Source organism: Bacillus infantis (genome assembly GCF_020171945.1).
Lineage (GTDB): Bacteria > Bacillota > Bacilli > Bacillales > Cytobacillaceae > Bacillus_AB > Bacillus_AB infantis_A.
The window spans coordinates 132206-157327 of record NZ_JAIVAP010000009.1 but is presented as its reverse complement, the minus strand read 5'-3'; the positions used below and the strand labels follow the sequence as shown (position 1 = coordinate 157327).

The 25122-nt window shown below is 48.5% G+C and carries 24 protein-coding genes; 15 read left to right on the top strand and 9 right to left on the bottom strand.

Annotated features, from left to right (window positions below; all coding sequences use genetic code 11):
* Nucleotides 1-5 precede the first annotated feature (5 nt).
* From LCM00_RS14250 to LCM00_RS14240, 3 genes are all read right to left on the bottom strand, one after another.
* Nucleotides 6-1775 (bottom strand): glycoside hydrolase family 66 protein, encoded by a 1770-nt coding sequence (locus LCM00_RS14250; protein ID WP_224903186.1) that lies wholly within the window; start codon nt 1773-1775, stop codon nt 6-8.
* A gap of 60 nt (nt 1776-1835) precedes the next feature.
* Nucleotides 1836-4373, bottom strand: a complete 2538-nt coding sequence (locus LCM00_RS14245; RefSeq protein ID WP_224903183.1) for a glycoside hydrolase family 31 protein — start codon at nt 4371-4373, stop codon at nt 1836-1838.
* Nucleotides 4374-4820: 447 nt separating this feature from the next.
* Nucleotides 4821-6344 carry an FAD-dependent oxidoreductase gene (locus LCM00_RS14240; protein ID WP_224903181.1) on the bottom strand — a complete coding sequence of 508 codons (1524 nt, stop codon included), beginning with the start codon at nt 6342-6344 and terminating at the stop codon, nt 4821-4823.
* A gap of 208 nt (nt 6345-6552) precedes the next feature.
* Between LCM00_RS14240 and LCM00_RS14235 the strand changes: the two genes are divergently transcribed.
* From LCM00_RS14235 to LCM00_RS14205, 7 genes are all read left to right on the top strand, one after another.
* Nucleotides 6553-6804 carry a hypothetical protein gene (locus LCM00_RS14235; RefSeq protein WP_224903179.1) on the top strand — a complete coding sequence of 84 codons (252 nt, stop codon included), beginning with the start codon at nt 6553-6555 and terminating at the stop codon, nt 6802-6804.
* Nucleotides 6804-7922, top strand: coding sequence for a GerAB/ArcD/ProY family transporter (locus tag LCM00_RS14230; RefSeq protein WP_224903176.1), 1119 nt, complete (start codon nt 6804-6806; stop codon nt 7920-7922). The genes LCM00_RS14235 and LCM00_RS14230 overlap by 1 nt, the downstream gene beginning before the upstream one ends.
* Nucleotides 7916-9508, top strand: a complete 1593-nt coding sequence (locus tag LCM00_RS14225; protein ID WP_224903173.1) for a spore germination protein — start codon at nt 7916-7918, stop codon at nt 9506-9508. Before LCM00_RS14230 ends, LCM00_RS14225 begins: the two co-directional genes overlap by 7 nt.
* Nucleotides 9505-10689, top strand: coding sequence for a Ger(x)C family spore germination protein (locus tag LCM00_RS14220; RefSeq protein WP_224903171.1), 1185 nt, complete (start codon nt 9505-9507; stop codon nt 10687-10689). Before LCM00_RS14225 ends, LCM00_RS14220 begins: the two co-directional genes overlap by 4 nt.
* Before the next feature lie 96 nt (nt 10690-10785).
* Complete coding sequence (locus tag LCM00_RS14215; protein WP_224903168.1) at nt 10786-11400, top strand: general stress protein; 615 nt, start codon at nt 10786-10788, stop codon at nt 11398-11400.
* Nucleotides 11401-11494: 94 nt separating this feature from the next.
* Nucleotides 11495-12394, top strand: coding sequence for a phosphotransferase (locus tag LCM00_RS14210; RefSeq protein WP_224903165.1), 900 nt, complete (start codon nt 11495-11497; stop codon nt 12392-12394).
* A 59-nt stretch (nt 12395-12453) separates the two neighbouring features.
* Nucleotides 12454-13263 carry an Fpg/Nei family DNA glycosylase gene (locus LCM00_RS14205; RefSeq protein ID WP_224903163.1) on the top strand — a complete coding sequence of 270 codons (810 nt, stop codon included), beginning with the start codon at nt 12454-12456 and terminating at the stop codon, nt 13261-13263.
* A gap of 325 nt (nt 13264-13588) precedes the next feature.
* Here the strand turns inward: LCM00_RS14205 and LCM00_RS14200 are convergent, their stop codons facing one another.
* Nucleotides 13589-13741 carry a hypothetical protein gene (locus LCM00_RS14200; RefSeq protein ID WP_224903160.1) on the bottom strand — a complete coding sequence of 51 codons (153 nt, stop codon included), beginning with the start codon at nt 13739-13741 and terminating at the stop codon, nt 13589-13591.
* A 147-nt stretch (nt 13742-13888) separates the two neighbouring features.
* On the opposite strand from LCM00_RS14200, the gene shc reads away from it, so the two are divergent.
* Nucleotides 13889-15775: a squalene--hopene cyclase gene (shc, locus tag LCM00_RS14195; RefSeq protein WP_224903157.1), complete on the top strand. Its 1887-nt coding sequence runs from the start codon at nt 13889-13891 to the stop codon at nt 15773-15775.
* A gap of 245 nt (nt 15776-16020) precedes the next feature.
* On the opposite strand, the gene LCM00_RS14190 is transcribed toward shc, so the two are convergent.
* Nucleotides 16021-16521 (bottom strand): hypothetical protein, encoded by a 501-nt coding sequence (locus tag LCM00_RS14190; protein ID WP_224903269.1) that lies wholly within the window; start codon nt 16519-16521, stop codon nt 16021-16023.
* A gap of 212 nt (nt 16522-16733) precedes the next feature.
* On the opposite strand from LCM00_RS14190, the gene LCM00_RS14185 reads away from it, so the two are divergent.
* From LCM00_RS14185 to LCM00_RS14165, 5 genes are all read left to right on the top strand, one after another.
* A complete protein-coding gene (locus LCM00_RS14185; RefSeq protein WP_009792231.1) occupies nt 16734-17078 on the top strand; it encodes a lmo0954 family membrane protein in 345 nt (114 codons plus the stop codon).
* Between the two features lie 24 nt (nt 17079-17102).
* Nucleotides 17103-17750 (top strand): PspA/IM30 family protein, encoded by a 648-nt coding sequence (locus tag LCM00_RS14180; RefSeq protein ID WP_224903154.1) that lies wholly within the window; start codon nt 17103-17105, stop codon nt 17748-17750.
* Nucleotides 17751-17874: 124 nt separating this feature from the next.
* Nucleotides 17875-18615: a cell wall-active antibiotics response protein LiaF gene (gene liaF, locus LCM00_RS14175; protein WP_224903151.1), complete on the top strand. Its 741-nt coding sequence runs from the start codon at nt 17875-17877 to the stop codon at nt 18613-18615.
* Nucleotides 18612-19655 (top strand): sensor histidine kinase, encoded by a 1044-nt coding sequence (locus LCM00_RS14170; RefSeq protein WP_224903148.1) that lies wholly within the window; start codon nt 18612-18614, stop codon nt 19653-19655. The genes liaF and LCM00_RS14170 overlap by 4 nt, the downstream gene beginning before the upstream one ends.
* Nucleotides 19648-20280 carry a response regulator transcription factor gene (locus LCM00_RS14165; protein ID WP_009792227.1) on the top strand — a complete coding sequence of 211 codons (633 nt, stop codon included), beginning with the start codon at nt 19648-19650 and terminating at the stop codon, nt 20278-20280. The genes LCM00_RS14170 and LCM00_RS14165 overlap by 8 nt, the downstream gene beginning before the upstream one ends.
* A 316-nt stretch (nt 20281-20596) precedes the next feature.
* Here the strand turns inward: LCM00_RS14165 and LCM00_RS14160 are convergent, their stop codons facing one another.
* Entirely contained in the window at nt 20597-21316 is a 720-nt protein-coding gene (locus LCM00_RS14160; protein WP_224903266.1) for a tryptophan-rich sensory protein, read from the bottom strand.
* Between the two features lie 268 nt (nt 21317-21584).
* Between LCM00_RS14160 and LCM00_RS24675 the strand changes: the two genes are divergently transcribed.
* The gene (locus LCM00_RS24675) at nt 21585-21719 is read left to right on the top strand and encodes an RAxF-45 family protein (protein ID WP_263623359.1); all 135 of its coding nucleotides are present in this window, start codon (nt 21585-21587) and stop codon (nt 21717-21719) included.
* Between the two features lie 183 nt (nt 21720-21902).
* Entirely contained in the window at nt 21903-23786 is a 1884-nt protein-coding gene (gene abc-f, locus LCM00_RS14155; RefSeq protein ID WP_224903145.1) for a ribosomal protection-like ABC-F family protein, read from the top strand.
* Nucleotides 23787-23831: 45 nt separating this feature from the next.
* Here abc-f and cotJC read toward each other — a convergent pair whose 3' ends face one another.
* Genes cotJC through LCM00_RS14140 form a run of 3 tightly spaced genes read right to left on the bottom strand, consistent with a single transcriptional unit; the run spans nt 23832 to nt 24888 of the window.
* Complete coding sequence (gene cotJC / locus LCM00_RS14150) at nt 23832-24401, bottom strand: spore coat protein CotJC (protein ID WP_224903142.1); 570 nt, start codon at nt 24399-24401, stop codon at nt 23832-23834.
* A gap of 12 nt (nt 24402-24413) precedes the next feature.
* Entirely contained in the window at nt 24414-24680 is a 267-nt protein-coding gene (locus LCM00_RS14145) for a spore coat protein CotJB (RefSeq protein WP_224903139.1), read from the bottom strand.
* Nucleotides 24673-24888, bottom strand: coding sequence for a spore coat associated protein CotJA (locus LCM00_RS14140; protein ID WP_148973691.1), 216 nt, complete (start codon nt 24886-24888; stop codon nt 24673-24675). Before LCM00_RS14140 ends, LCM00_RS14145 begins: the two co-directional genes overlap by 8 nt.
* Between the last annotated feature and the right edge of the window lie 234 nt (nt 24889-25122).

Below are 25122 nucleotides of genomic sequence, written 5' to 3'. Positions count from 1 at the left end.
GTGTCCTAGTATTCAGCAACCACCATGTCCCAGTAGGTTAAAGAAGGAAGGCTGAATATAACATTCCCGTTTTCCTGCCTGAACGGAAGCTCTTCAGGCCTGCCGCTTTTAATATCAGGGGAGGCAAGCCATAATTTTTCGACCTTCCGATTTGCCTCTAAACTAAATGTAAGATCCCGCCGTTCCTTTGGCTTAGCTTGATCGGCATTTGTATCGCGCCATTCCATATGGACCGCATCAAGGAAGTTGATGAAATGGAGGATTTTTCTGTTCCCCGATTCTTTAGGCAGCACCCAGATCTTTTGCTGTTCAGGTTCCCCCGTTGCCAATGGCAGTCCTTCATGAGATGTGATGGCTGCTTCAGAGTCCCGGGTATGATCACGAAGGACATTCTCATAAGCTGTTAAAAAATCATAATAACTGGCCATTTTTTGCTGAAGGCCTTCGGACATTTGGAGTTGATTGTGCGGGAAATATTCCTTGGACAGCATATGCTCGCCCAATTCCAGATGTGCTCCGCCATTGGAAAAGATCACAGCATCTGTGAGCAGGACGCCGGCTTCATTGAACATTCCCCGCTCATCAGAATGATGGTAATTCATATAAGCTGCCAGAACAGAGGCCTGCCCGTTATTTGATAGATCCCTATTTTCATCCAGTATCTTCTTAAGATCTCCGTAATGCTTATATGGATCCCATACTTCGGTATACAGAAATGCAGCGCCGGCTCCGCTGATGGCCGGCTGTCCAAACTGATTCACGGCATTCATCACAATCTCTTTGTCAGGCAGCTTCTGTTTGATTTTCTCCAGGAAAGGCTGGAAGCTTTCTGCAAGCTGGATGCTGTCTCCATGCTCATTAAAAACTTCTCCCCTGTCTCCAAGCTGGTCAATATGCCAGCCATCAAAGCCCAGGTATTCGTATACCATTTTCTGCTGTTTGATCAGATGGTCCTGCCACCACGGATTGGCGGGATTCATGATCAGCAGATTGCTTTTCCAGCCGCCGGGGAGGGGGTGGATGTCAGGCTCCGAGCGGCTCTGATCCTTAAAAAGCTGCCATTCGCGGGGGAGGCCATTCTGCTCAAAAGATCCGTACAGCAGATTATAGGCCATGGCCTTTATGTTTCTCTGTTTGGCTTCGCCGATATACTGCTGTACTTTCTGCAATGATATGCGGCGGTTTGCGACATCCACCCAATGGCCCGCCGGCAGATTATCTTCCATCTTTAAGGGCTCCTGATGCTCATAATGCCAGTCATAGAATTGAAGGCCATTAAGATGATAGCGGTTCAAGGCGGATATGATATTGGCAGCTGTTTCGGAGGAAGAGTCAGCAAAGTCAGACAGAAAACCGTAGCGGGGGAACCGGCTCCAGCTGCTTGAAACATCTACAGCAATCGTTTCGGTCTGTTTGCTGCTGCCATTTTCAACAGATACGACGGCCAAGTAGCCTTTGAAATCCTTTTCTGGAGGATTCCAGCTCCATTTGTGGGTGCCGGGAGCCTTCAGTTCTGCTGCCTCTGTGTCCAATTGGCGGCCAAGATGATAATAGGTGACTTTCACCGTGCCCTCAGCTTCTGCTTCTATTGAAAATTGGACAGAGTCTCCGGGATTGTATCGGGCTTTATCGGTCTGCAGATTAAAAAGTAAATCCTTTGACTCCTGCAGGGAGGGAGCATTTGGAGCGGTTTTCTCTTCCTTTTCTTTCAAGGGATAGAGGCTGGCAAGTGCCGCCAGCAGCAGAAGCCCAAGAATGGCTGCTCTGCCTTTCAATTTGATCACCTCTTTTAAAAAGAGGGGGCTAATCCCTGTCAGATTAGCCCCCAAGATCTATTAGAATTTAATTTGAATCTTTTTGCCTTCTGCTGCAGGCACATTTACATACAGTGTTTTTGATTTGGTTTCATAGAAATAAGATTCTTTTGTTAGAGTCATTTCTTCCAGGGAGAAGACGGCACGGTATTTCTTGCCGGCTGCCTGGATGCGCTTAGGCGCTTTTTCATTGTTAAGCTTCAATGTCACCTGCTGTAGAGCTGAATCGTAGTTATCAGTCTCTTTCTTTTGGGTGAATTCAATTTTGTTCGGCTTTTCTTTTAGTGTGAAGTTTGTGATATCAAACTCACCGTCCTGATGGTCAAGTGATTGGCCGTCATCTTCATAGAACCTGTAGCTGGCTTCTTTGTCCAAATAGGTGTCGAGCACCAGGTTTGTCAGATCCTTTTCTCCTGTATACTGCTGGACTTCGCGCGTTGGGATGATGCTGTCTTTCTTCACGAAGATCGGCAGATGCTCTAATGGGGCATTGACATTGATTGTCTGGCCGCCTTTATATTCTTTCTTGGTCCAGAAGTCCACCCATGTTTCGCCTTTTGGCAGATAAACATCACGGCGTGTCTGGCCTTCTTTTACAACAGGGGCAAGCATCATAGAGTCGCCGAACATGAACTGGTCAGCAATGTCATATGTGTTTGCATCTTCCTGGTAGTGATAAACAAGCGGCTGCTGAACCGGCTTGCCTGTCTCTGAAGAATCCTTGAACGCATTATACAGGTAAGGCATCAGCTGATAGCGCATTTCGATATACTTCTTGGCAATTCCCTCAGCCTCAGGCCCGAACGCCCATGGCTCCTGTCCCTGCTTTACTTCTGCTTTTGCATCTGAATCATAATGGATGCGGGAGAAAGGAAGGAAGGCACCGACCTCGATCCAGCGTGTGTAAAGTTCTTTATCAGGCCGGGAAGCAAATCCGCCGATGTCATTTCCGACGAAAGAAACACCGGATAAGCCAAGGTTCATATTCATCGGCAGGCTCATCTGAAGATGCTCCCAATTGCTTTCATTGTCGCCTGTCCACAGTGCTGCATAGCGCTGGGAGCCGGCAAACATGTCACGCGTCAGTACAAACGGACGCTCATTAGGCTTATGCATGGCCCAGGCATTGTATGTTGCTTCTGCCTCGTCATGGCCATAAAGATTATGGTATTCAGTGTGCATGATTTTGTCATCTTCATATCCGAAATAAGTATCAAGCGGCATCGTATGATTATACTTTCCGCCATCCACAAAGACTGCCGGCTCATTCATATCATTCCAGATGCCGTCGATTCCTGCATCGAACAGGACGTTATGGTTTTTGGCCCACCAGTCCCGCACTTCCTCTTTGGAGAAATCAGGGAAAGCAGAGTCGCCAGGCCAAACTGGGCCAATGAAGTTTGTGCCATCCGGATTTTTGCCCCAGAAGTCTTTGGCTGTGCCTTCCTGATAGATTTTGTAATTTTCATCCTGCTTGACCGCAGGGTCGTTAATGGCAATAGCATGGAAGCCTTCCATTGACTTCAGCTTTGAAAGGGCCTCTTTATATTTCTGGTCCCAAGTGAAGACCCTGTAGCCCTGCATATAATCGATATCAAAGTGCATCGTATCAAGCGGGATTTCTTTGTCACGGTAAGTTTTGGCTACATTGGTGATTTCATCGGCGGTATAGCCCCATTTGCTCTGGTGCAGTCCCAATGTCCATTCGGCAGGCATGTCCATTTTGCCTGTCAGTTCAGTATACCGGTCAAGGACATCCGAAATTTCCGGTCCATACATGAAATAATAGGTAAGCGGGCCGCCGTTGGCATAGAAATAGTAGTAGTCATCAGACTCGCTGGCCATTTCATAGTAAGAACGGTAGGAGTTATCAAATAGGATCCCGTAGGCTTTTTTGTCTTTCAGCCCCATGAAGAAGGGGATGCTTGTATAAACATATTTTGTATCCTTTGTATAAGCGTAGGCATCTGTATTCCACATGCCGATGCTTTCGCCGCGCTGATTCATATTCAGGCCGGCCTGTTCACCGAAGCCGTAGAAGTTCTCGCCTTTTTCCGTTTTCTTGAAAACGTACGGCTTTCCATCTTCATAGCCGGATGACGCACCGTTTTGAAGATAATCTTCATTGATCACATTGCCTTCTTTATCGAGGAATTTGACCCCGAATGGCGACTTGCTTACTTTAATGGTCAGCTCGCCGGTTTTGATGGTATATTCTTTTTTTCCGTTTTCTGTGCTGAAGCGAGGAGTTTTCCAATCCTTCTTTGCAATAGCGGGAGTTTCCTCTTCTTTCTGGCCGTCCTTTAAGACAGAAACTTTTACAAGGTCTTCTGAATAAATACGTATAAATGCTTCATAATCGCCAAGGTCAAATTGCACCCCGTTTTTAAGCTTTTTTACACTCTTGGCTGAAAGAGTCTGAAGGTTCTCCTTTTTGAGCGGAGTATCTGCCTCAGGCTGTGTAACTGCAAGCGCATTTGGAATGCTTGCAGATAGTGCGACACCGGCAGCGATTGCCGCGGCAGCCAGCATCCGGAGGGTTTTCCTGGACTTTGCCATATGTATCTCCCCAATTCTGTATAGTTTTTACAACCTGACTTTAGAGGAGAAAGGGGAGGTGGTCAATACTTGTATATACAACTATACAAGCGTGGTCATTGGACCCAGAAGCCTTATGAAAGCTGCAGTGAAATCGTTTGCGTTACTCTGTGAAAGCGTTTTGCTGATTTTTTAAAAATGAATCCTTTACCCTAAGCATTTACAATTTGTCATATTAACGGGGACTTATGGTTTAAATCTTGTAATATAGAAAAAAAAGTGATTGGGATAGAGCAGAAGAGGGTAAGAGAAGAATTTGTTTAATCAGGGGTTGGAAGTGGGAAGCATTATAAACCTGAAGATGTGCCGGATGAAGAACTTCACTGTCCACTGGTTTAGAAGCGCCAGCCGGTACCCACAGTCAGATAAAAAAGCCCCCGCAGCAGACAGCCGCAGGAGCTTTCCAAATCATTCACCCTGAATTTTTTTAAGAGGAGTTTCTGCCGGGCCTTCGACAACTTCTCCTGTATAAGAAAAGCGGGAGCCGTGGCACGGGCAGTCCCAGGTCCGTTCGCCATTATTCCATTCGCATTCGCAGCCCATATGGGTACAGGTGGTGTCGACGATATGAAGGGCCCCTTCTTTATCGCGGTAGGCTCCGGCCCTTTTGCCATTGACGATGACAGGTGCACCGTGATCCGGTTCAAGATCATCGAGCTCAGCAGGGATGTATTCAAGCTTTCCTTTGATCAGCTGGCCGGCGACATCAGTGTTGGCTTTAATAAATTCCTTTATGCCTGGATCGGCTTTGAAGCGGGAAGGGGTGAATACGTCCTTATATGGACTATCCTTTCCTGCAATATAATCAGTCAGCAGATGGGCGGCGGCGATCCCGTTGGTCATGCCCCATTTGCGGTAGCCGGTTGCGACATAGATGTTAGGGGAGCTGCCGGTGATTGGACCGATATACGGCATTTTGTCCAATGTGATCAGATCTTGTGCAGACCACCTGTACGGATATTCCTCTATGCCCAGGATCTGCTCAGCGAATTCCTCCAAAGCCTCATAATGCTTCAGTGTATCGGACCCGTGCCCGGTTTTGTGGCTGTCGCCGCTTATAAGGACCAGCTTCTCGCCATTTACCGGTGTATAGCGCAGGGAACGGGTCGGCTGATCCGCGCTGTAGTACATGCCGCCCGGATATTCCTCTCTGGTTTTAACGGCGACAATATAAGAGCGCTCCGGGTGCATCCTTGCAAAATAAAAGCCTTTGCCATCATAAAAAGGGAAATGGGAGCCTACAATGACATGGTTTGCCGAGACAGTATGGCCGTCCCTCGTTTTGACAGTGGCGGGCTGTCCTTCCTCAATATCCACAGCTGTCGTGTTCTCATACACCTTACCTCCGGCTGCTGTAAAGTCTTCAAGAAGCGCCTTCAGGAATTTCAGCGGGTGGAACTGTGCCTGCCCTTTCATGACTGCTGCCCCTTTGATGTCTATATTAAACGGGATGCTTTCAGCAAAGCTGCTGTCGATTCCGAGCTTCTGGTAGGCTTCATACTCTTTTTGCACCTTGCCGGCAGCCTGGTCGGAAACCGCATAAATATAAGCGTCCTCCAAGTTGAAATCGCAGTCGATCTTTTTTTCCTCGACAAGGTTTTTTACAAAAGTGATTGCTTCTGCGTTCGCCTGATAATAGAGCTTCGTCTTTTCTTCCCCAAAGTGGCTGATCAGCTCATCATAGATGACACCGTGCTGGGCGGTCAGCTTAGCGGTCGTATGGCCGGTAGTCCCGTTCAGTATGTTCCCGGCCTCCAGAATGACGACCTTAAGGCCTTGTTTAGCAAGAAGATAGGCAGCAGTAACTCCTGTAATCCCTCCACCGACGATTGCCACATCGGCCTCGATATTTTCATTAAGCGCCTCATAGGATGAGAGCGGCGTTTCCCTCCAGTAGGGCTCCGGAAATTGCGGCATTTGTGAATGGTTCATAATTTTCCTCCTCAGGGTTTTCTTTTAGATAATCTTTCCTTTCCAAGGGGGGCATATTCGTTCTTCTGTATAGCTGCTGTAAATTTCATACCCTTTTGGGCCAGAAGATAACCGCTGGAAAAAGAGTTGCGGACATGAAGAGTTTATTGGATAAAATAAGCAGTAAATTTAAATACTAGAAAAGCGACTTTAAAATGGATGGGAAGATATGATGGTTACTCTTTCGTTTATATTGGTTTCCGGAAGCTTGTTTGTGCTGACGCTTCTCTTTGATTTGATTGTATTTAAAAGTACAGTCAGTGAAGCCTTCCTGAATATTTTTCACGCCGAAATCGCTGCAGGAAGGGTCATTGCATTGTTTGTCTTTTTCCTCGGCATGGGCTCCAGCATGTTCATAGACATAAGGCTGTATAAAAACAAAAAAGCTGAAAAGGTACAGTCGAAGGGAAGTGGGAGCTGATGTTAAAAGAAAATATATCGCTCAGCCAGCTGATGACGCTGGTCATCAATTTCCTTCTCGGCAGTGCGATTATTATTGGTGTCGGCAAGAGTGCAGAACAGGATGCCTGGATAGCCATGATCCTTTCTACAGTCCTGGGGCTTGCTATTATGTATTTTTACTATTTCCTGATCAGCCGCCTTCCTGGAAAAAATCTTTATGAAATTATGGAGCATTGCTTTAAGCGCTATCTGGTGATCCCGGCAGCATTCCTTTATATCATCTATTTTCTCTACATATCCAGCAGGGTGGTGAGGGATTTTGGCGAGCTGATCGCGTCAGCCATTCTTCCCCATACGCCAATTGAAATGATATCCCTTACCATCGCCTTGACAATGGGCTATATCCTTTACCTTGGCATTGAAGTGCTCGGCCGGACATCTGAGATTTTTTCGCCATATGTAGTGCTGTTCGTGTTATTGCTGACGATTTTCCTGCTGGCGAGCGGAAACCTGGAATTCAGCCGGATCGAGCCGGTCCTTGGCGAGGGCATTATGCCTGTGGCCAAAGCTGTTTTCCCTTCGCTGTTTGTATTTCCATTCGGCGAGCTAATAGCCTTTACCGTCATTCTTGGAAAAGTAACCAATTTCAAATATGTAAAAAGAGTTTCGTTAATGGGGACAGCCATTGCCGGGCTGCTGCTGACCCATGCAACCATCCTGATGGTCATGACGCTCGGTTCGGATGCGATGGTGCGTTCCAATTTTCCGATGCTCAGTGCGGCAAGGCAGGTTTCCATCGGCAATTTCATTGAGCGGATCGATGCCCTCGTCGTATTCATTATGATGCTCGGCATCCTGATAAAAGGCTCGGTCTTTCTTTTTGGCGCGCTCAAAGGGCTGGAATACGTTTTCCGGCTGCCCTATCGATACTTTGCCCTTCCTATGTCAGCGGTCGTGTCCCTGTTTTCTGTGCTGATTTCGGTCAATTTTGCCGACCATCTGGAAGAAGGGCTTGTTGTAGTCCCTTATTTCGTTCATTTGCCGATGCAATTCGGCATTCCATCTGTCCTCCTGGCTGTCTTGCTATGGAAAAACCGGAGCCGGAAGCGTTCCGGGAAAAATGGGGTGAAATGTTGAAACGCATTAAAACACTCAGCCGCATTAAAAGAATTGAAAAAGAGAAGGAAGAAAAGGCTGCAGAGGAAACGGGTGACGGGAGCCTTGACCGCTATGAGCTTGAAGAGCTTAAAGAGGAATTATCAAGCCGTTTCGGGGCTTCAGCCGATCTAAAGATTGAAGAGCTCAAGGCTGGAGCAGATGATGCCCTTCTTTTTTATCTGGAAACAATGGTCGACAGCAATGTGCTTAAGGAAATCATTCATTCGATTTCTAAAGAGTCAGGCCCTGATTCAAGGGTAAAAACAATCGATGATGTAAAAGGATACGGCAAAGAGCATTTTGGAGGATCAGGCTATAAGCTTGCAGAAACAGTCTCCCAAATGACTGACTTTATGCTTTCTGGGAGCATCATCCTTGCCTTCAAAGGGGTCAGCCGGTCCATTTCCATTCCTGTCCCCACTACTGAAAGCCGGTCAATTACTGAACCAAGCACCCAAACCGTCATCAGGGGCCCGAAGGACGGATTTGTTGAAACTTTAGCGGTAAATGTCAGCCTGATCCGCAGGAGGATTAAGAACCCCAAGCTTCAATTTGAAGAATTCACTATCGGGAATGAAACGGGCACAACAGTATTTATCAGCTATATGAAGGATATTGCCGACAGCGGGATCGTGGAGGAGGTCCGCAGGCGGCTGAAAGGGATTGATACAGGCGCGATTTTTGAGACTGGAAATATTGAAGAACTGATTGCAGATAAAACAGCCACTCTTTTTCCCTTGGCCCTTAACACAGAAAGGCCTGATGCAGTAGCGGCCAATCTGCTGGAGGGAAAAGTGGCCATCCTTGTTGACGGCACCCCATTTGTACTGCTTGTGCCTGCGGTACTGGTCGACTTTTTTTCCGTTTCAGAGGATTATTACCAAAACTTTCTGATGGGGACATTCATCCGCTTTATCCGCTATATTTCGTTTATGATTGCACTCATCACGCCTTCCCTGTATGTCGGCATTCTTACCTTTCATCATGAACTGCTTCCGACCACGCTGCTTTTGAGTGTAATCGCACAGCGGGAAGGGGTGCCATTCCCGGCCGTGATTGAGGTGCTGCTGATGGAAATTACATTTGAGATCCTGCGTGAGGCTGGTGTCAGGATGCCCCGGGCTGTCGGCCAGACTGTATCGATTGTCGGGGCTCTCGTCATCGGACAGGCTGCAGCAGAGGCCGGAATCATTTCGAATATCATGGTCATCATTGTGGCAATTACCGCCATTGCCAATTTTGTCTCGCCTACATACAGCTTCGCCAATGCTTCCCGGCTGCTGAGATTCCTGCTGATTATCACAGCTTCCTTTCTCGGCCTGTATGGCGTACTGATTGTGCTTGTTCTGATGGTAGCGCACTTGAGCTCGCTCCGCTCACTTGGCGTCCCTTATCTGGCGCCTGTAGCTCCGTTTATCATTGAAAGCCAAAAGGATGTGTTCTTCCGTTTTCCTTACTGGAGCATGAATAAGAGGCCCAGCTATCTAAAGCCGCAAAAAGAAGAGAAGCAGCCTAAGACCGGCTCTCCTTCCCCGTCACCGATGAATGGGGGCCCGGGGAAATGAAAAAGATCATGGCTGCTATTGCATTGTGCTGCCTGTTATCAGGCTGCTGGGATCAGAAGGAGCTTGCCGAGGTAACGGTTGTGACAGGCATGGCCGTGGACAGGGGGAAGGATGCGAAATATTACCTGTCTGTGGAAGGGATTAACGCAGCGGAGCTGAACAACCGGACTGCCGGCGGCAATGCACCCTCGATTGTGTACGGAAAGGAAGGGAATTCCCTGTCAGAATTGACGAACCAGATGAGTGAGGGCATATCAAGGAATCTTATCTATTCGCATATGAGGACCTTGATCATCAGTGAAGAGGTGGCAGAGGAAGGGACACTGGAATTTCTGGATTATCTTGAGCGCAACAGGGAGATGCGGGATGATTTTAATATTGTCATTGCAAGAGGTTCAAGGGCGGAAGATGTACTGAAGGTGACATACCAGTTCCAGAAGTCCACTTCCCTTAAGCTGCATACACAGCTGGACACGATGGAAGAAACCTGGGGCGGGGACCCTGGCGTAAGGCTGAATGATGTCATCAGCGCCTGGACGTCCCCCGGCCGGCAGCCGGTCATGGCTGCTGTGGCGATTAAGGGAGACCCGGAAAAAGGATCAAGTGTAGATAATATGAAGAAAGTAACGCCGGATGCACTGGTTGTGCTCGATTCGCTTGCTATTTTTAACGGAGGCAGGCTGGAAGGGTATTTGAATCTGGAAGATGCCAGGAATTATCTTTGGACTCAGGACAAGATAAAGAATACAAGCCTAACAATCGGCTGCGGAGATAACCGCTTTATTGATATCAGAATTTACAATACAACAACGCGGATTAAAGCGGAGATTGCAGACGGCAAAGCGAAGGTGAAGATTGAAATCAGAGGGGAGAGTTATCTCGAGGGAACCCAGTGTGATGATAATGTCGATAAAATAGCTACTTATGAGGATTATGAAGAAAAGACAGAGAAGCATATTGAAAGAATCGTTGCTGATACCATCAGACAAGTGCAAAAAGAAGACCAGGTGGATATTTTCGGTTTCGGTGATGAGGTCAGAAGAGAGGATTATAAACATTTCCGGGAGATAAAAGCCGATTGGGACAGATACTTCTCTGAGGCGGATATCGAGGTGACCGCTCTTATTAAAATGAGAAGGGCGGGGATCAGGACCAAATCCTTCTTATCAGAGACAGACTAGCTTATGTTTACCTCGTGCGCCTGCGGGTAAAATCACTCTATAGGCTCGCCTGTAAAGCTTGTCTATTTATCTTACCTTACAAGGAGGCAAAAGATAATGGCAGAAGAACAGAAGCATATAGTAGGCGTTTATGATACACAAAGTGAAGCCATTGAAGCTGTAGAGGAATTAAGGGCACAAGGCTATGACACAGAGGATATTTCAGTAGTAGGGAAAAACGATGACGACGTGGAAGCAGTAACAGAGCAGACAGGGACGAAAACAGAAGAAGGCCTTGCTGCCGGAGCTGCTGCGGGAGGCACACTCGGCGGACTTGCAGGGCTGCTTGCAGGTGCTGGAGCCCTTGCCATCCCAGGCATCGGACCGGTGCTCGCCGCGGGGCCGCTTGCAGGAGCACTCACCGGGGCAGCTGCTGGAGCGGGACTTGGGGGGCTTACAGGAGCCCTCGTCGGTATGGGGATTCCGGAAGACGATGCCGAGCATTACAGCGGCCAAATCAAGGAAGGCAAAATCCTGGTGTTCGTGGACGACAGATCGGACAAGCTGCGTGAGCAGAAAATGAATCCTGGTGAAGCCGGCATGCCTGACAATGAACCGGCTATGCCCGTCGACAACGTCTATGTTCCCCCTCAGGGGACAAGATCGCCTGTCTCAGATGATCCGGAGGTTGTCAAAGACAGGATGAAGGTGGACAACAATAAAATGTATTAAAGAAAGGGCACCCGCTGCAATGGGTGCCTTTTTTTCTGATGTTGAAAAACAGAGGGACCAATAGTATAACTAAGGAAAAAGGAAGGGGATGTATATGAATCAGCCATGGAACGGAGAAATATCCATTGCTCCCCTTGAGGCAAGGGAGCTCCTGTTGAGCCAGTTTCCCGAATTGGCGCCTGCTGAGGTGGAGCACTTTGGTGAAGGCTTTGATAATCGGGTGTTTTTAGTCAATGGAGAATATGTATTCCGTTTTCCGCGGAAAGCTGCTGCAGAAGAGCTGCTGAAGACAGAAAGCCGGATCCTGCCTGAGCTCCGCATTGCTGCCGGCATCCGTTATCCTGTGCCGGTATATAGCGGAAAGCCTGATAAAGGCTATCCGTGGTTTTTTTCCGGCTACAAAAAGATCAGCGGATCCCCTCCAGCCGGGCCGGGAGGGAAAAAGTCTGCCAGCAGGCTGGCTGAATTCCTGAAGCAGCACCACTCTTTTCCGATTGAAAAAGCAAAGGAACTTGGCGTCCCGTTTGATACATACAACAGGCTTGATATGGAAACAAGGCTTGTGAAAATGGAAGAGTACGCGGAGAAAGGAAGATCAGCTGGAATCCTTAAGGAGGAAGAAAGGCTTTTTTCTTATATAAAAAAGGCGAAGCCGCTGAAGGTGGAGTGTTCCCCTGTTCTTGTGCACGGCGACCTGCATATAGGAAACATTCTGGCCGAACCTGATGGTGAAATCGGCGGGATCATTGACTGGGGCGATGTCCATCTTGGCTATCCCAGCATTGATCTTTCTATTGCATACAGCTATCTCCGGCCGGATGCCAGGGAAGAGTTTTTTGGGGCATATGGAGAACCTGGGCCCGAAGCAAGAGATCTCGCAAGATTCAAAAGCATCTATACAGCCCTGCTGCTTGCTGTATATGCTCATGACCGCGGTGACGCCGGTCTGGTTGAGGCGGCCGGTGACAGTCTTGCATTGGCATTGGCTGACTGAACAGGTACATGAAGATCCCCTTTTCATTTCATACTAGTTATATGAAAGGGGGCCTTCTTATGCCCGAGCTTCCTGAAATGGAAACCTACCGCCAGCTGCTGGGCCGTCAGCTGTCGGGACTTGTAATCACAGAGGCCGAAATCAACAGAGAAAAGTCTATAAATGTTTCGGCGGCAGAATTTATCAGGCAGGTGCAGAATAGCACGATCACTAGCATTGATAGACGCGCAAAGCATCTGATTTTCCGGCTCAGCTCCGGAAAAAGTCTTCTGCTCCATCTGATGCTTGGAGGATGGATGTATCTTGGCGGTGACGAAGATAATCCTGACAGGACCAAACAGGTGATTTTGTCATTTGGCAGCCGGAAGCTGTACTTCATCGGCCTGCGGCTTGGCTACCTGCATCTGCTGTCTGCAGAGGAGCTCGAGAAAGATTTTGAAGACCTTGGACCAGAGCCTCTGGATCCTGGATTTACGGCAGCCTCATTTGCCCAGTTATTGGAGAAAAAGCGCGGAATGCTCAAGACATCGCTTGTGAACCAGCATTTCATAGCAGGAATCGGAAACTGCTATTCAGATGAAATCTGCCATCAGGCCGGGCTTTTGCCAATGAGGAAAATCGAGGAGCTCAGCGAAATGGAAAAAGGCAGACTATATCCGGCAATGAAAACAGTATTTGCAAACGCAATCCAAAGCGGAGGCTATATGGAAGATCCGCTCTTTAAAGGCGATATGATAACCGGCGGCTATAATGAGCGCTGCATGGTATATGACAGAGAAGGAGAAAGCTGCCTCCGCTGCGGCTCACGGATCGTAAAAGAAGAGATTTCATCGCGGAAAACCTTTTATTGTCCCGGCTGCCAGTCATGAATTCTTTTCCATACGAAAAATTAGCCCAGGGAGGCGTTCCTTGGGCTTTTTTTGCGGGCTGCAGTCTTGCCTGGCCGGTTTAGGGTTGTTTTTCAATGATTTAGTGGGCGGTTTTTGAGGCAGGCTGGCGTTTTTTAACCAATTGGCGGGTTAATTTACCGAATTTAAGATTTATTTAATCAATTCGAGGAATAATCTACCAACTTTCTGTTTTTTTTAATCAATTGAAAAGATAATCTACCAAGTCCGCCTGACAGCCCATTTCACCGCCCTGCGCTGTCTCGCGTCATCCTGCCCGGCGCAAATGTTTTGAGCTGCTCGCCCCTTAATTTCCTTCCTCTCCAGTTTCCTCCGGAAGCGGGTCGACCGAAACAGAATCATGGGTATGCATGGCAGAGCGCAGATAGTGGACAAACATGCCGCCAACAAGCCCCAGGCAGAGAATAAAGCCGGCAGTAATGATCCATGAAAGAAGCATTTTTCTCACCCTTTCTTATAGTCGTCCTCATTGAACTATATGCAGGGGTATAAAAGATATTGCCTATCGGGCATGGGCTGTTCCAGAATCTGTCAAGCTGCTCCTGAATACATATTTATGAAGAATAGAAATAAGGGGGCGGGCTGCATGCAGCTAGTGCAAAGCGAAATTGAACGGTTAAAGCAGCAGCTTTTGAGTGAGCAGACACCGGACGGTTCCTGGAATCAGGCTTTTGATACAGGGTGCATGACCGATATTTATATGATTGTCCTTCTGCGGACACTGGAGGAAGAGGATGAGGAGGAGCTGATCAGGGAGCTTGCAGAGGGGATACTGAGCCGGCAGGGGAAGGACGGGGCATGGCGGCTTTTCCATGATCACCATGAAGGGAGCCTTTCTTTAACGATTGAGGCCTATTATGCGCTCCTCTACTCAGGATATTATGAGAAAAATCATCCTGCTCTGGTGAAGGCAAGAAGGTTTATTACAAAAGGAGGGGGCCTGAAGAAGGCGGGAATGTATACGAAAATCATGCTTGCCTTGACAGGGCAGTATCCATGGCCTCTTCTTTTTCCGGTCCCGATGGAAGTAATCCTCCTGCCGGCAAATTTTCCGCTAAATATGTATGATATTTCAGTTTTCGGCCGCTCCAATCTCATTCCCGTCATTCTTCTGGGCAATAAGAAATTCAGCAGGAAAACAGCACTGAGCCCGGACCTTGGCGATTTGTCCATTAGGGAAAAAGATGATTCGTGGCCGGAGCTGAGGAGTGCGGAATGGAGGAGTTTAACTTCTTTTCTTACGGCCGGGGTTAAGGCACTTGTGGGCATTCCGCGCCAGATCAGGGCATGGTCGATAGAAAAAGCGAGGGAATATATGCAGTCGCATACAGAGCCGGACGGGACGCTCTATAATTATTTCAGCAGCACCTTTTACATGATTTTTGCCCTGCTGGCATTGGGAGGCACCCCGCAGGAACCTGCGGTCAGGAATGCTGTCGCCGGCTTGAAGCGGATGACTGTAAAAGCCGATGGCCGCACGCATGTTCAATATACAACGGCAGCTGTCTGGAATACCGCACTTATCAGCCATGCGCTTCAGGAAGCAGGGGTTCTGCCGAAGGAGGCCGCAATCCAAAAAGCCAATCAATATCTGGCAGGCCAGCAGCATCACCGGTTTGGGGACTGGATTGTCCATAATTCGAAGGCAGAGCCAGGCGGATGGGGATTTTCCCGTTTCAACACTATCAATCCTGATGTGGATGACACAACCGCCGCCCTTAGAAGCCTTCAGCAGCCTGCCCGGGAAAAGGCGCATTATGAGGATATAAGGAAAAAAGGGTTGCTTTGGACCTTATCCATGCAGAACAGGGACGGAGGATGGCCAGCTTTTGAGCGGAGTGTCAATAAAAAACTGCTGCATCTTCTTCCCATCCAGGGAGCAGAGTTTATCCTGACCGATCCCTCAACTGCCGACCTGACGGGGAGGACCCTTGAATTCCTCGGCAAAGCCGGCTATTCGGATGCTTCCCTTCCGCCTGTCAAAAAAGCGGTCAGGTGGCTCAAAAAGCATCAGGAACAGGACGGATCCTGGTATGGCCGCTGGGGAATCTGCTATATATACGGAACATGGGCGGCGGTAACCGGAATGGCGGCTGTTGGTGTCACTCTGGAGGATAAAAGCATGAAAAAAGGGATCGACTGGCTGGTGTCCATCCAGAATGAAGATGGCGGCTGGGGAGAATCCTGCCGGAGCGATATGGAGAAAAAGTATATCCCACTGAAGAAAAGCACCATCACCCAGACAGCATGGGCCGTTGATGCCCTTGCTGCTGCCGGCATGGCGGATAGCACGCCAGCGAGGAAGGGGGCAGCCTTCCTGGTGAGGGAAGGAAAGCGCAAGGATTGGACTGCCGATTATCCAATGGGTCAGGGAATGGCCAATTTCTTTTATATTCATTACCACAGCTACCGCTCTATATGGCCGCTCCTGGCCTTGAGCCATTATATAGAAAAGAGCAAAGCCCCGGTCTGAAACCCGGGGCTTTATCAATGTTTAGGAATTTAGAAATTGTAAGTCTTGTGGATCATTATCAATTCTTGATCTACGTCCAGCAGCTGCGCCGAGGTCACAAGCCAAACCTCCCAAAAAGGCAAAGAACGCCTTTCCGGGAGGTTCGTCTTGAGGCCCCCAGGATGGGGGTCATGCAGACGTTGCCACAGGACGTGGCGTTCTTAGTCTGCGTTCCTTAAGGGTGATCAAGGCGCTTGCGCTTTTGTTCATTCAACCTTCCATTGGCAATCATCAGTAGAATCTACCTTCTTGTCTCTTATAATCCGGTAAAAAGCTTTGCCGTCACTTGGATTGCCGTCAGGGAAATCCATTGGGAATAGTGCGAAGAAGACAAAGTAAAAAGAGAAATAGATAAACTGGTACCAAAGCAATGAAGCTTCCAGTACCCCTGAGCCGATCAGGTAATTGATAAGAAAGATACTGATCAGGTTGAAGAGGGTGCCGCCAAGATATATAAAAGAAAGACTGATTTTATTTTCATACTTCAGGCTCTGGAACTCACAGCCGCTGTACCAGAAGTAGAACCGCTTTACCTCAAAGTATTTACAAGAAAATAAACTTTTGCCGCAGCCGATAATGACTTTAAGGCCCTTCCCTCCAAAAATCCCGGCGAAAAAAACATGTCCGGCCACATGGATGATTGTCACTATAGGAAGAACAATAAAAAATGCCTGCATAAACTTTACAAAATCATCAAAGCCAAACACATTGGTGTCCTCCCTGGTTATCTCGTTTGTAATTCCTCCTTTATCTACCCTTCCCGACGGCTCAATAACAGGTTTTCCCCTTCCAATATTTACGCCTTTCACAAAGTCTGACCAGCTTCTAAGCCCCAGGTCCTATATGAAAATAAAGCTCAGGCTCGTTATAGGAATTTGGCTGGAAAGGTAAGATGGAAACATGAAAGGAGGAAACGTACATGAAAAAATTTGGCTTACTTTTAGCAGGGGGAATCGCGGGGCTGGTGCTTCTATCCAATTTGGGGCCGATGATCGGCCTGGCCATCTCATTGCTGATTCTATACTTCGTATTCAAGCAGTTCCTGAAGGCTGATTCAACAGGCGCAAAAATAGGCTGGGGCATTGTCGGGGTGTTCGCCCTCACGGCAGCTGCCTCCAATATTCCGGCCATCCTCGGAATTGCCGCTGCTTACATCCTTTATGTGATCTATAAAAAGTGGAATGACAAGAAAACATTTGTCAAAGAAGACCAGGATCCATTCACGAACTTTGAAAAAGAATGGTCAAAAATCAATCAATATTAATCTGAAAACGAAAGGGAGATTATCATGGCAAACGTATTTACCAGACTGAAAAATACCATCATGGCAGATCTGCACGAGGCAATGGACCAGAAGGAGCAGAAGAATCCGGTATCCCTGCTGAACCAGTACCTTCGCCAATGCGAGCAGGAAACGGAAAAGGTCCGCAAGCTCCTTGAGCGCCAGTACTCTCTGAAAGAGGAATTTGCAAAAGAATATAAAGGCGCGGCTGAATTGGCTGAAAAGCGCAAGCGTCAGGCAGAAGTTGCTTCAGATGCAGGAGAGGCTGAACTATCCCAATTTGCTGTCCAGGAACAGCTTCAATATGAAGAGCGGGCTGTCAGGCTGAAGCAGGCCCTTGAACAGGCATCACAGCAGCTGGTTGAGCTGGAAAGAAAATATGAGGATATGAAGCATAAACTGAAGGATATGCATATCCGCCGCCTTGAGCTGATGGGAAGGGAAAATGTGACCAGGGCCAACCGCAAGATGGACCAGGTGATTGACAGCAGCTCAGAATCAGGCAAAGCTGAATCCAGGTTTGAAAATATCGAGTCATATCTTGACCGGCTTGAGCAAAAGGTGAACAATGCCTATTATCAGAGCACGATCGATTCAAAAATCGCCCTGCTTGAAAAAGATATGAAAAAGAAAGAAACTCATTCTATTTCATAAAACAAACTGGTATTCTAAAGAGGCGTAGAGTTCCTGCGCCTTTTTTCGCCATTATGCTGAAACAGCTTACAATAGAGAATCGCATACATCATGCGCCAGTCATCATGAAGGGAGGAAAATATCAATGCTTAAAAAAATCAAAAGCGAATATATCAGCTGGATTCTATTGCTTGGTGCCCTTATCCTTTTTCTGGAGGTATCTTTTTTTAATCACGGGCTGATTTTCTCCCTTCTGGTTTCGATTGGAATGGTGTACTTCGGCAGGAAACGCCTTCCCCACAGCTCCGGAAAAATCCTCTTCTGGGCAGGACTTGCCTTTTTTGTCATCAGTGTCTTCAATATGATGACCTTCAAATTTTTCCTGCTGGCCATCCTGATCCATTTTGTCATCCAGTATGCGCAGTCCAAGCGGGACGCCGACCGCATCAGGCCGGTCATCAAGGAAGCAGATCCTTTTGATTCAAAGCCGAGTGAAGAAATCATCAAAGGGCGCCCGCTTTTTGAAAACATTCTGTTCGGGCGGCAGAAGACGCCTGAGCATGTATACGAGTGGAGCGACATCAATATCCAGGCCGGCATCGGCGATACGATCATCGATTTGAGCTATACGGTGCTCCCAAAAGGGGAGACAGTCATATTCATCCGCAATTTTATCGGCAATATCCACATTCTTGTTCCGTATGATCTTGAAGTGAATGTCTATCATTCTGTGATTGCCGGATCCGCCGGTATTTTTGAAAAACGCGAGCCGCAGATGTTCAATCAGACCCTGCAGTTCAAAACACCAGGCTATGAAGAAGCAGAGCAGAAGATAAAAATCTTCACCTCGCTCCTTGTCGGGGATATCGAGGTGAAGCGTGTATGAAGACGATCCAGCGGCAGATTGCATTGGGGCTGTCTGTTGCCCTTCTGGTCGCCATCTTTCTTGGCGTTTCCTATTTTACTGTTTTTCCGCTGGCCGATTGGAGCGGGCTTTGGGAAAGGGAGATCATGGATATTCCCTTTATCCTGTTTGCAGCAAGCATCTGTGCGGCTATCGGCATTTTGTCTGGGCTTGTATCCGGCATTTACAGGAAAAAACAGCTCCAGACGGTTGATGACTGGCTTTACCAGCTGGAGGAAGGCAGGGCCATCAGCGCGCATGACGATAACACCCCTTCAGAGCTCCAGCCCCTATGGATGAGGGTAGGCAAAATCCAGCGGCAGATTTCGGAGCAGGCAAAGATTTCGCAAAAGCTTGCGACCGAAAAGGCAGAGGATCTGGAAAGCCGGATCCAGGAAATCATTTCGCAGGAGCGCAACCGGCTGGCGCGCGAGCTTCATGACTCTGTAAGCCAGCAGCTGTTCGCGGCCTCCATGCTGATGTCTGCCATCAATGAAACACGGAGCCAGGAAGACAGGGAGACCAAGCAGCTGAAAATGGTTGAAGCAATGATCCACCAGTCCCAGCTTGAGATGCGCGCCCTGCTTCTCCATCTGCGCCCGGCCGCCCTGAAGGGAAAAACACTGCAGGAGGGCATAGAAGAGCTGCTGCTTGAGCTCTCCCAGAAAGTCACCATGAAAATCCAATGGAAGGTTGAAGAGTTTTTGATGGATAAAGGAGTCGAGGACCATCTGTTCCGGATCCTCCAGGAATCTGTCTCCAATACGCTGCGCCATGCCAAGTCGACCCAGCTTGAAGTGCTGCTGATCCAGAGGGACGGGCTGATCATCTTGCGGATTGCCGATGACGGAATCGGATTTGACGTAGAGGAAACGAAGGCAGGCTCATATGGCATGCAGAATATGTATGAACGGGCAGTGGAGATTGGCGGCTCCCTGAAAATCATCAGCCTCAAAAATAAAGGAACGCGCCTTGAAGTGAAGGTGCCAATGATGAAGAGTGAGGGTGAAGAGAATGATTAAAGTATTATTTGTAGATGATCATGAAATGGTAAGGATCGGTGTATCTTCCTATCTGTCCGCCCAGCCGGATATCGAGGTGATCGGGGAAGCTGACAACGGCCGGACGGCAATTGATCTGGCCCTTGAGCTCCGGCCGGATATCATTTTGATGGACCTGGTTATGAAGGAAATGGACGGGATCGAGGCGACCCGGGGAATCATTGAAGCATGGCCGGAAGCAAAGGTGATTATCGTGACAAGCTTCCTGGATGACGAAAAGGTCTATCCGGCCCTTGAAGCAGGCGCATCCAGCTATATGCTGAAAACCTCCAAGGCAAGCGAGATTGCCGATGCTGTCCGTGCCACTTTCCATGGCCAATCCGTGCTCGAGCCTGAGGTCACAGGAAAAATGATGGTGAAGATGCGGCAGAAGCAGACTGTGCTTCCCCATGAAGAGCTGACAAGCAGGGAAATGGAAATCCTGCTGCTGATGACAGAAGGGAAGACGAACCAGGAAATCGCCGATGAGCTTTTTATTGCTTTAAAAACCGTGAAGACGCATGTGAGCAATATCCTCAGCAAGCTTCAGGTCCAGGACCGGACACAGGCTGTGATTTATGCGTTTAAGCATTCGCTGGCGAACTAGGCAGTGAGTTGTATGTTTTGCAGATTGAAGACTGTAGATGAACTTGGAAAAGCGAGTTGTCTACAGTCTTCTTTTGCTTATAAATGGGGCTGTTGATTTCCGCTGCAGGCACTTCGCTTTCCGCGGGGCGGCGCTGAGCCTCCTCACGCTTGCGCGCTGCGGGGTCTCAGCCCTGCCGCTACTTCCCGCAGGAGTCTGCGTGCCTTCCGCTGCAATCAACAGGGCTCTATAATTTTATGGCAATTCTTAACTCCCTTGTACACTAGTCTCCCTATAGCCCAAAGAACTCCTGCTCACCACCGAGCAGGAGTTTTCATCAATCCCTCTTAAAAGGAATGACAGCAAATATTAAAATTACAGCTGCTAATCCAAGTGCTGTATAAGATACTCCAGCATGCTCACCCCAGTTCCTGACGGCGATGCCGATGAAGGCCCAGACAAAGACGAGGGGGTATATGCGGTCGCTGTTTTTGATCCGGAATACGATGGCAAGAGCTGAAGCGACGCAGAGCATGATGATCGTCCAGGCCGCATCGGGCAGGCCGAAGCCGTCCCAGCCTATATAAACGAGATAATAGCTGATATTGGCAATCACTGCGACGCTGACCCAGCCGAGATACACGGAAAAAGGCAGCCTGTCGAAGAATGATGGGCTGGCAGCCTGGAGACGGACATAAAGAAAGATCAAAGTCAGCAGAAGGCCGGTCAGCAGCAGGACAGACACCAGGAAGAATTCGTAATGCCAGGCAAAAATCCATGCGCTGTTCAGCAGGCAGCTGAGGATAAAGAATAAGCTTGTGTCCTCATAAAGCGGAAGATCCCGCCGGTCCTTTGGAAATTCCCTCAATACCCAGATTCCCAGCAGTATATAAATAAGCCCCCATATTGAAAATACATATCCGGCAGGGGTGAACAGCACATCAAGCCGGTTTGAGATTTCCCCGGTAGTCTGCCCATTCAAGGGAAGCGCATTTGCCAGTATATTCACTCCCACAACAAGTAAATAGAAAATAACATGCAGGATGGCACGCAGCATCTTCATTTCTCCTCTCTCTTTAGATTGAGCAGGGTGCCAGGCACCAGCTGCCTATTTACCATATTCCTCACAGGGGGAGAAGATAACCATCGGAGAGAGAGCGGATAGATGCAAAAGAATGAAAAAGCCCTCAATATCATGCTCCAGCCGGGCGTGGCCGGTCAGCTACTGCTGCACAGGGGAATGCGTCTCCTAAAAAACAGGCTTGCAAAATTATTCTGACAAAGGTAGAATGGAGCTAACTATAGCAAAGGGAGGTGGAGAAGAGATGAATAACGCTGTTTTGCTGCGCGGAGACTGGATGTCATACCTTTCGATTTGCCGTGCAATTTTTCATGAAGCTGCTGCCAACGGGACAAGTCTGTCCATTTTCAGCAACTTCATAAGAAAAACAAAACGGTGAGAAACATCTCTGATCCGCTTATCTATGAACGGGCAAAAGGGGAGCTTCTTATGGATGCTCCCCTTTTTATTTAGTGCACCGTCCTGCTCTCAGGACGGGTCTGTCATAAAAGCAGGGCCATGGGTGAATTTTCCCCATGGCTTTTTATTATGCAAAAATAACTATTATCCGGAGGAAATGAAAATGATCGCATGCAGCGGAAATGATATAGCAAAAATGTATGGAGGCACAACCATCTTTGAGGAAGTGGCTTTTGAGATTCATGAAGGTGACCGCGTGGGCCTTGTAGGGAGGAATGGAAGCGGCAAGACGACTTTATTCAAGCTGCTGGCCGGCGCCGAGACGCCTGATAAAGGCCAGGTCCATTGGAAAAAAGGCACGAGGATTGGCTATCTTTTGCAGATTCCTGAATATCCAAAGCATTTTTCAGGCAGGGATGTACTCCTTCAGGCATTCAAGGAACTGACAGTGGTTGAGAGGAAGATGAAGGAGTGCGAGCAGGCAATGGCCGCGGAAAAAGATGCCAGCAGGCTGGAGCGGTATATCGCAGAATATGGCGTGCTTCAGGAGCAATTTGCCCATGGCGGCGGCTATGAAATGGAGGCAAGTCTGGCCAGGGTGGCATCGGGCCTGAAAATTGAGGGTTTGCTGAACAAAAGCTTTTCGTCCTTGAGCGGCGGGGAAAAAACAAAAGTCTCACTCGGCTTCACCCTGCTGCAAAATCCTGATTTCCTCCTGCTCGATGAGCCGACCAATCATCTGGATATCGAAGCTGTAGAGTGGCTGGGGCTATTTTTAAAAGAATACGAAGGAACCGTGATTGTTGTATCCCACGACCGCTATTTCCTGGATGAAATTGCAAGCAGGATTTTTGACCTGGAAGATGGGGAGCTCACTTCTTATCAGACAGGGTACAGCGGATTTGTAAAAGAAAAGGAAGAAAGGCTTTTGAGGGAATTTCAGCAGTACGAAGAGCAGCAGAAGAAAATCAAGAAAATGAAGGAAGCAATCAAACGCCTGCGGGAATGGGCCAACCAGGCCAACCCGCCGAATGAAGGGCTGCACAAGAGGGCGAGGAGCATGGAAAGAGCGCTTGAACGGATGGAAAAGCTCGACCGTCCCATTCTGAACCGCAAGAAAATGAATATGGAGCTGGATTCTGCTCAGCGGAGCGGCAAGGATGTAGTGATGGTGAAGGGGGCTTCCAAGCATTTTGGCAGCCAGACGCTTTTTGAAGGAGCTGATCTTCATATCCAGTTTCAGGACAGGACAGCGATTGTCGGCAGCAATGGCAGCGGCAAGTCGACACTGCTGAAAATGATCCTGGGCGAGGTGCCGGCAGATGACGGAGAGGTAAGGGTTGGGAGCAATGTGAAAATAGGCTATCTGTCGCAGCATATCCAGCCTGGCTCTGAGCATGAAACTGTCCTTGAAGCATTCCGGAATGAGATTTCTGTGGCGGAAGGGGAGGCACGGAATATTCTTGCAGGCTTCCTGTTCTATGGCCATGCAGTTTTCCGCAGGGTGTCCAAATTGAGCGGCGGTGAAAAAATGCGCCTGCGCCTCGCCCAGCTGATGTACCAGGATATAAACTTTCTGATTCTGGATGAGCCGACAAACCATCTCGACATTGAATCCCGGGAAGTCCTGGAGGAGGCGCTGCAGGACTATAAGGGAACCATTCTCGCAGTCTCGCATGACCGCTATTTCCTGAATAAGCTGTTCACCAGGATCAGCTGGATTGAAAACCGGCAGCTTCATACCTTTGCGGGAAGCTATGACTGGGCAAAAGGGAAGAAGGCAGAAAAAAAGCAGGCGGCCGCTATAGAAGAAAAGCCGGCAAAAAAGAAGCCGGCAGTGCGCCGTGAAATTCAAAAGGTAAGCAAAGAGAATCCTGAGCAGACGGAAAAAGATATTGCGCTTATTGAAGCGGAGATCTCTGCACTGGACGGCAGGCTTGAGGCCGAAAAGGATTTGTCTGCCCTGCAAAATATGTTCAAGGAAAAAGAGGAGCTTGAACAAAGAAGAGAAGAACTGTATAGAAAGCTGGAAGAATGCCTTTCCTAACAAACAGAAGCCGGATGAGTTTCCGGCTTCTTCATTTTGGATCTATTAGAATATCTTCTTTTTATCACGCTCATCCTTCAGGATCTCCACGGCTTCGCGGAAGCGCATGCTATGGACGATTTCCCTTTCTCTCAGGAAGCGGAGGCTGTCATTGATATCAGGGTCATCAGAAATGTCGATCAGCCATTGATAGGTGGCACGCGCTTTTTCCTCTGCTGCAATATCCTCGTACAGGTCGGCGATTGGGTCGCCTTTTGCCTGTATGTAGGTGGCCGTCCAGGGGGCGCCGGCAGCATTATGATAAAACAGCGCACTGTCGTGATTGACATAGTGCTCTCCAAGGCCAGCTTCCTTCATCTGTTCAGGCGTGGCATCCTTGGTTAGTTTATAAATCATCGTCGCAATCATCTCAAGATGGGCGAATTCCTCTGTCCCGATATCTGTGAGGAGTCCGATGACTTTTTCCGGAATGGTGTAGCGCTGATTCAAGTAGCGGAGGGCAGCTGCCAGCTCGCCGTCCGCTCCGCCATACTGTTCGATTAGATACTTTGCCAATGTTGGGTTGCAGGTGCTTACTTTCACTGGATATTGCAGTTTTTTCTCATAAACCCACATGAAGGATCCTCCTTATACTTGCCAGGGCCAAGGTCCCTGGCTCCATTTCCAGGTGTCGCCGGGGTTGTTGCTGACCCCGAATTGCAGGAGCGGCCCGTATTCTTTTTCATATCGCTTCTTCAGTTTCCGGGAATAGTCAGAGAACTGCTGGAACTGCTGCAGGGCCTGCCTGTCGCCGGGATGGGTATCGAGGTATAAGGTAAGCTCCACAAGCACGAAATCCGCCGCCTGGATTTCATGCATCAGCTGGTAATAGTCACTGCCCATCTGTTTAGCCATGGCCGTGGATTCCTTTCTTATAGGGATTGTCGTAATAGTCATAGAGAGGCTTCCAGAGCGTTCCCCTCATCAGGGCTTCGTGGGGCGGGAATTGCTCAAGATTCGGCGGCTGAAAATGCATATATAAGTGCGGCGGTGTGCTGTAGTATTTAATTTTCAAAGGCGGACACGGATCATAAGGGCTGTGGTAGGGACTATAGGCTTTCATGGGGGTAAAATGCACTTCATTCTGATAGTTCAAGCCTTTAACCTCCTTCAGGATAAAACTCGTCAATTCATTTTATGCGGAAAATGGGAGGATATAACTGAGGAGGCTAGAGAGGCAGGCTCCTCCTTTTAAAAAAGGGAATCAATAGCGCAATCCTGCTTGAGGATAATAATTCATAGACTTGTCTCATATCTTTTAAAAGTATGGCTGCTGGCCAAAGATCCGAGAGACAAG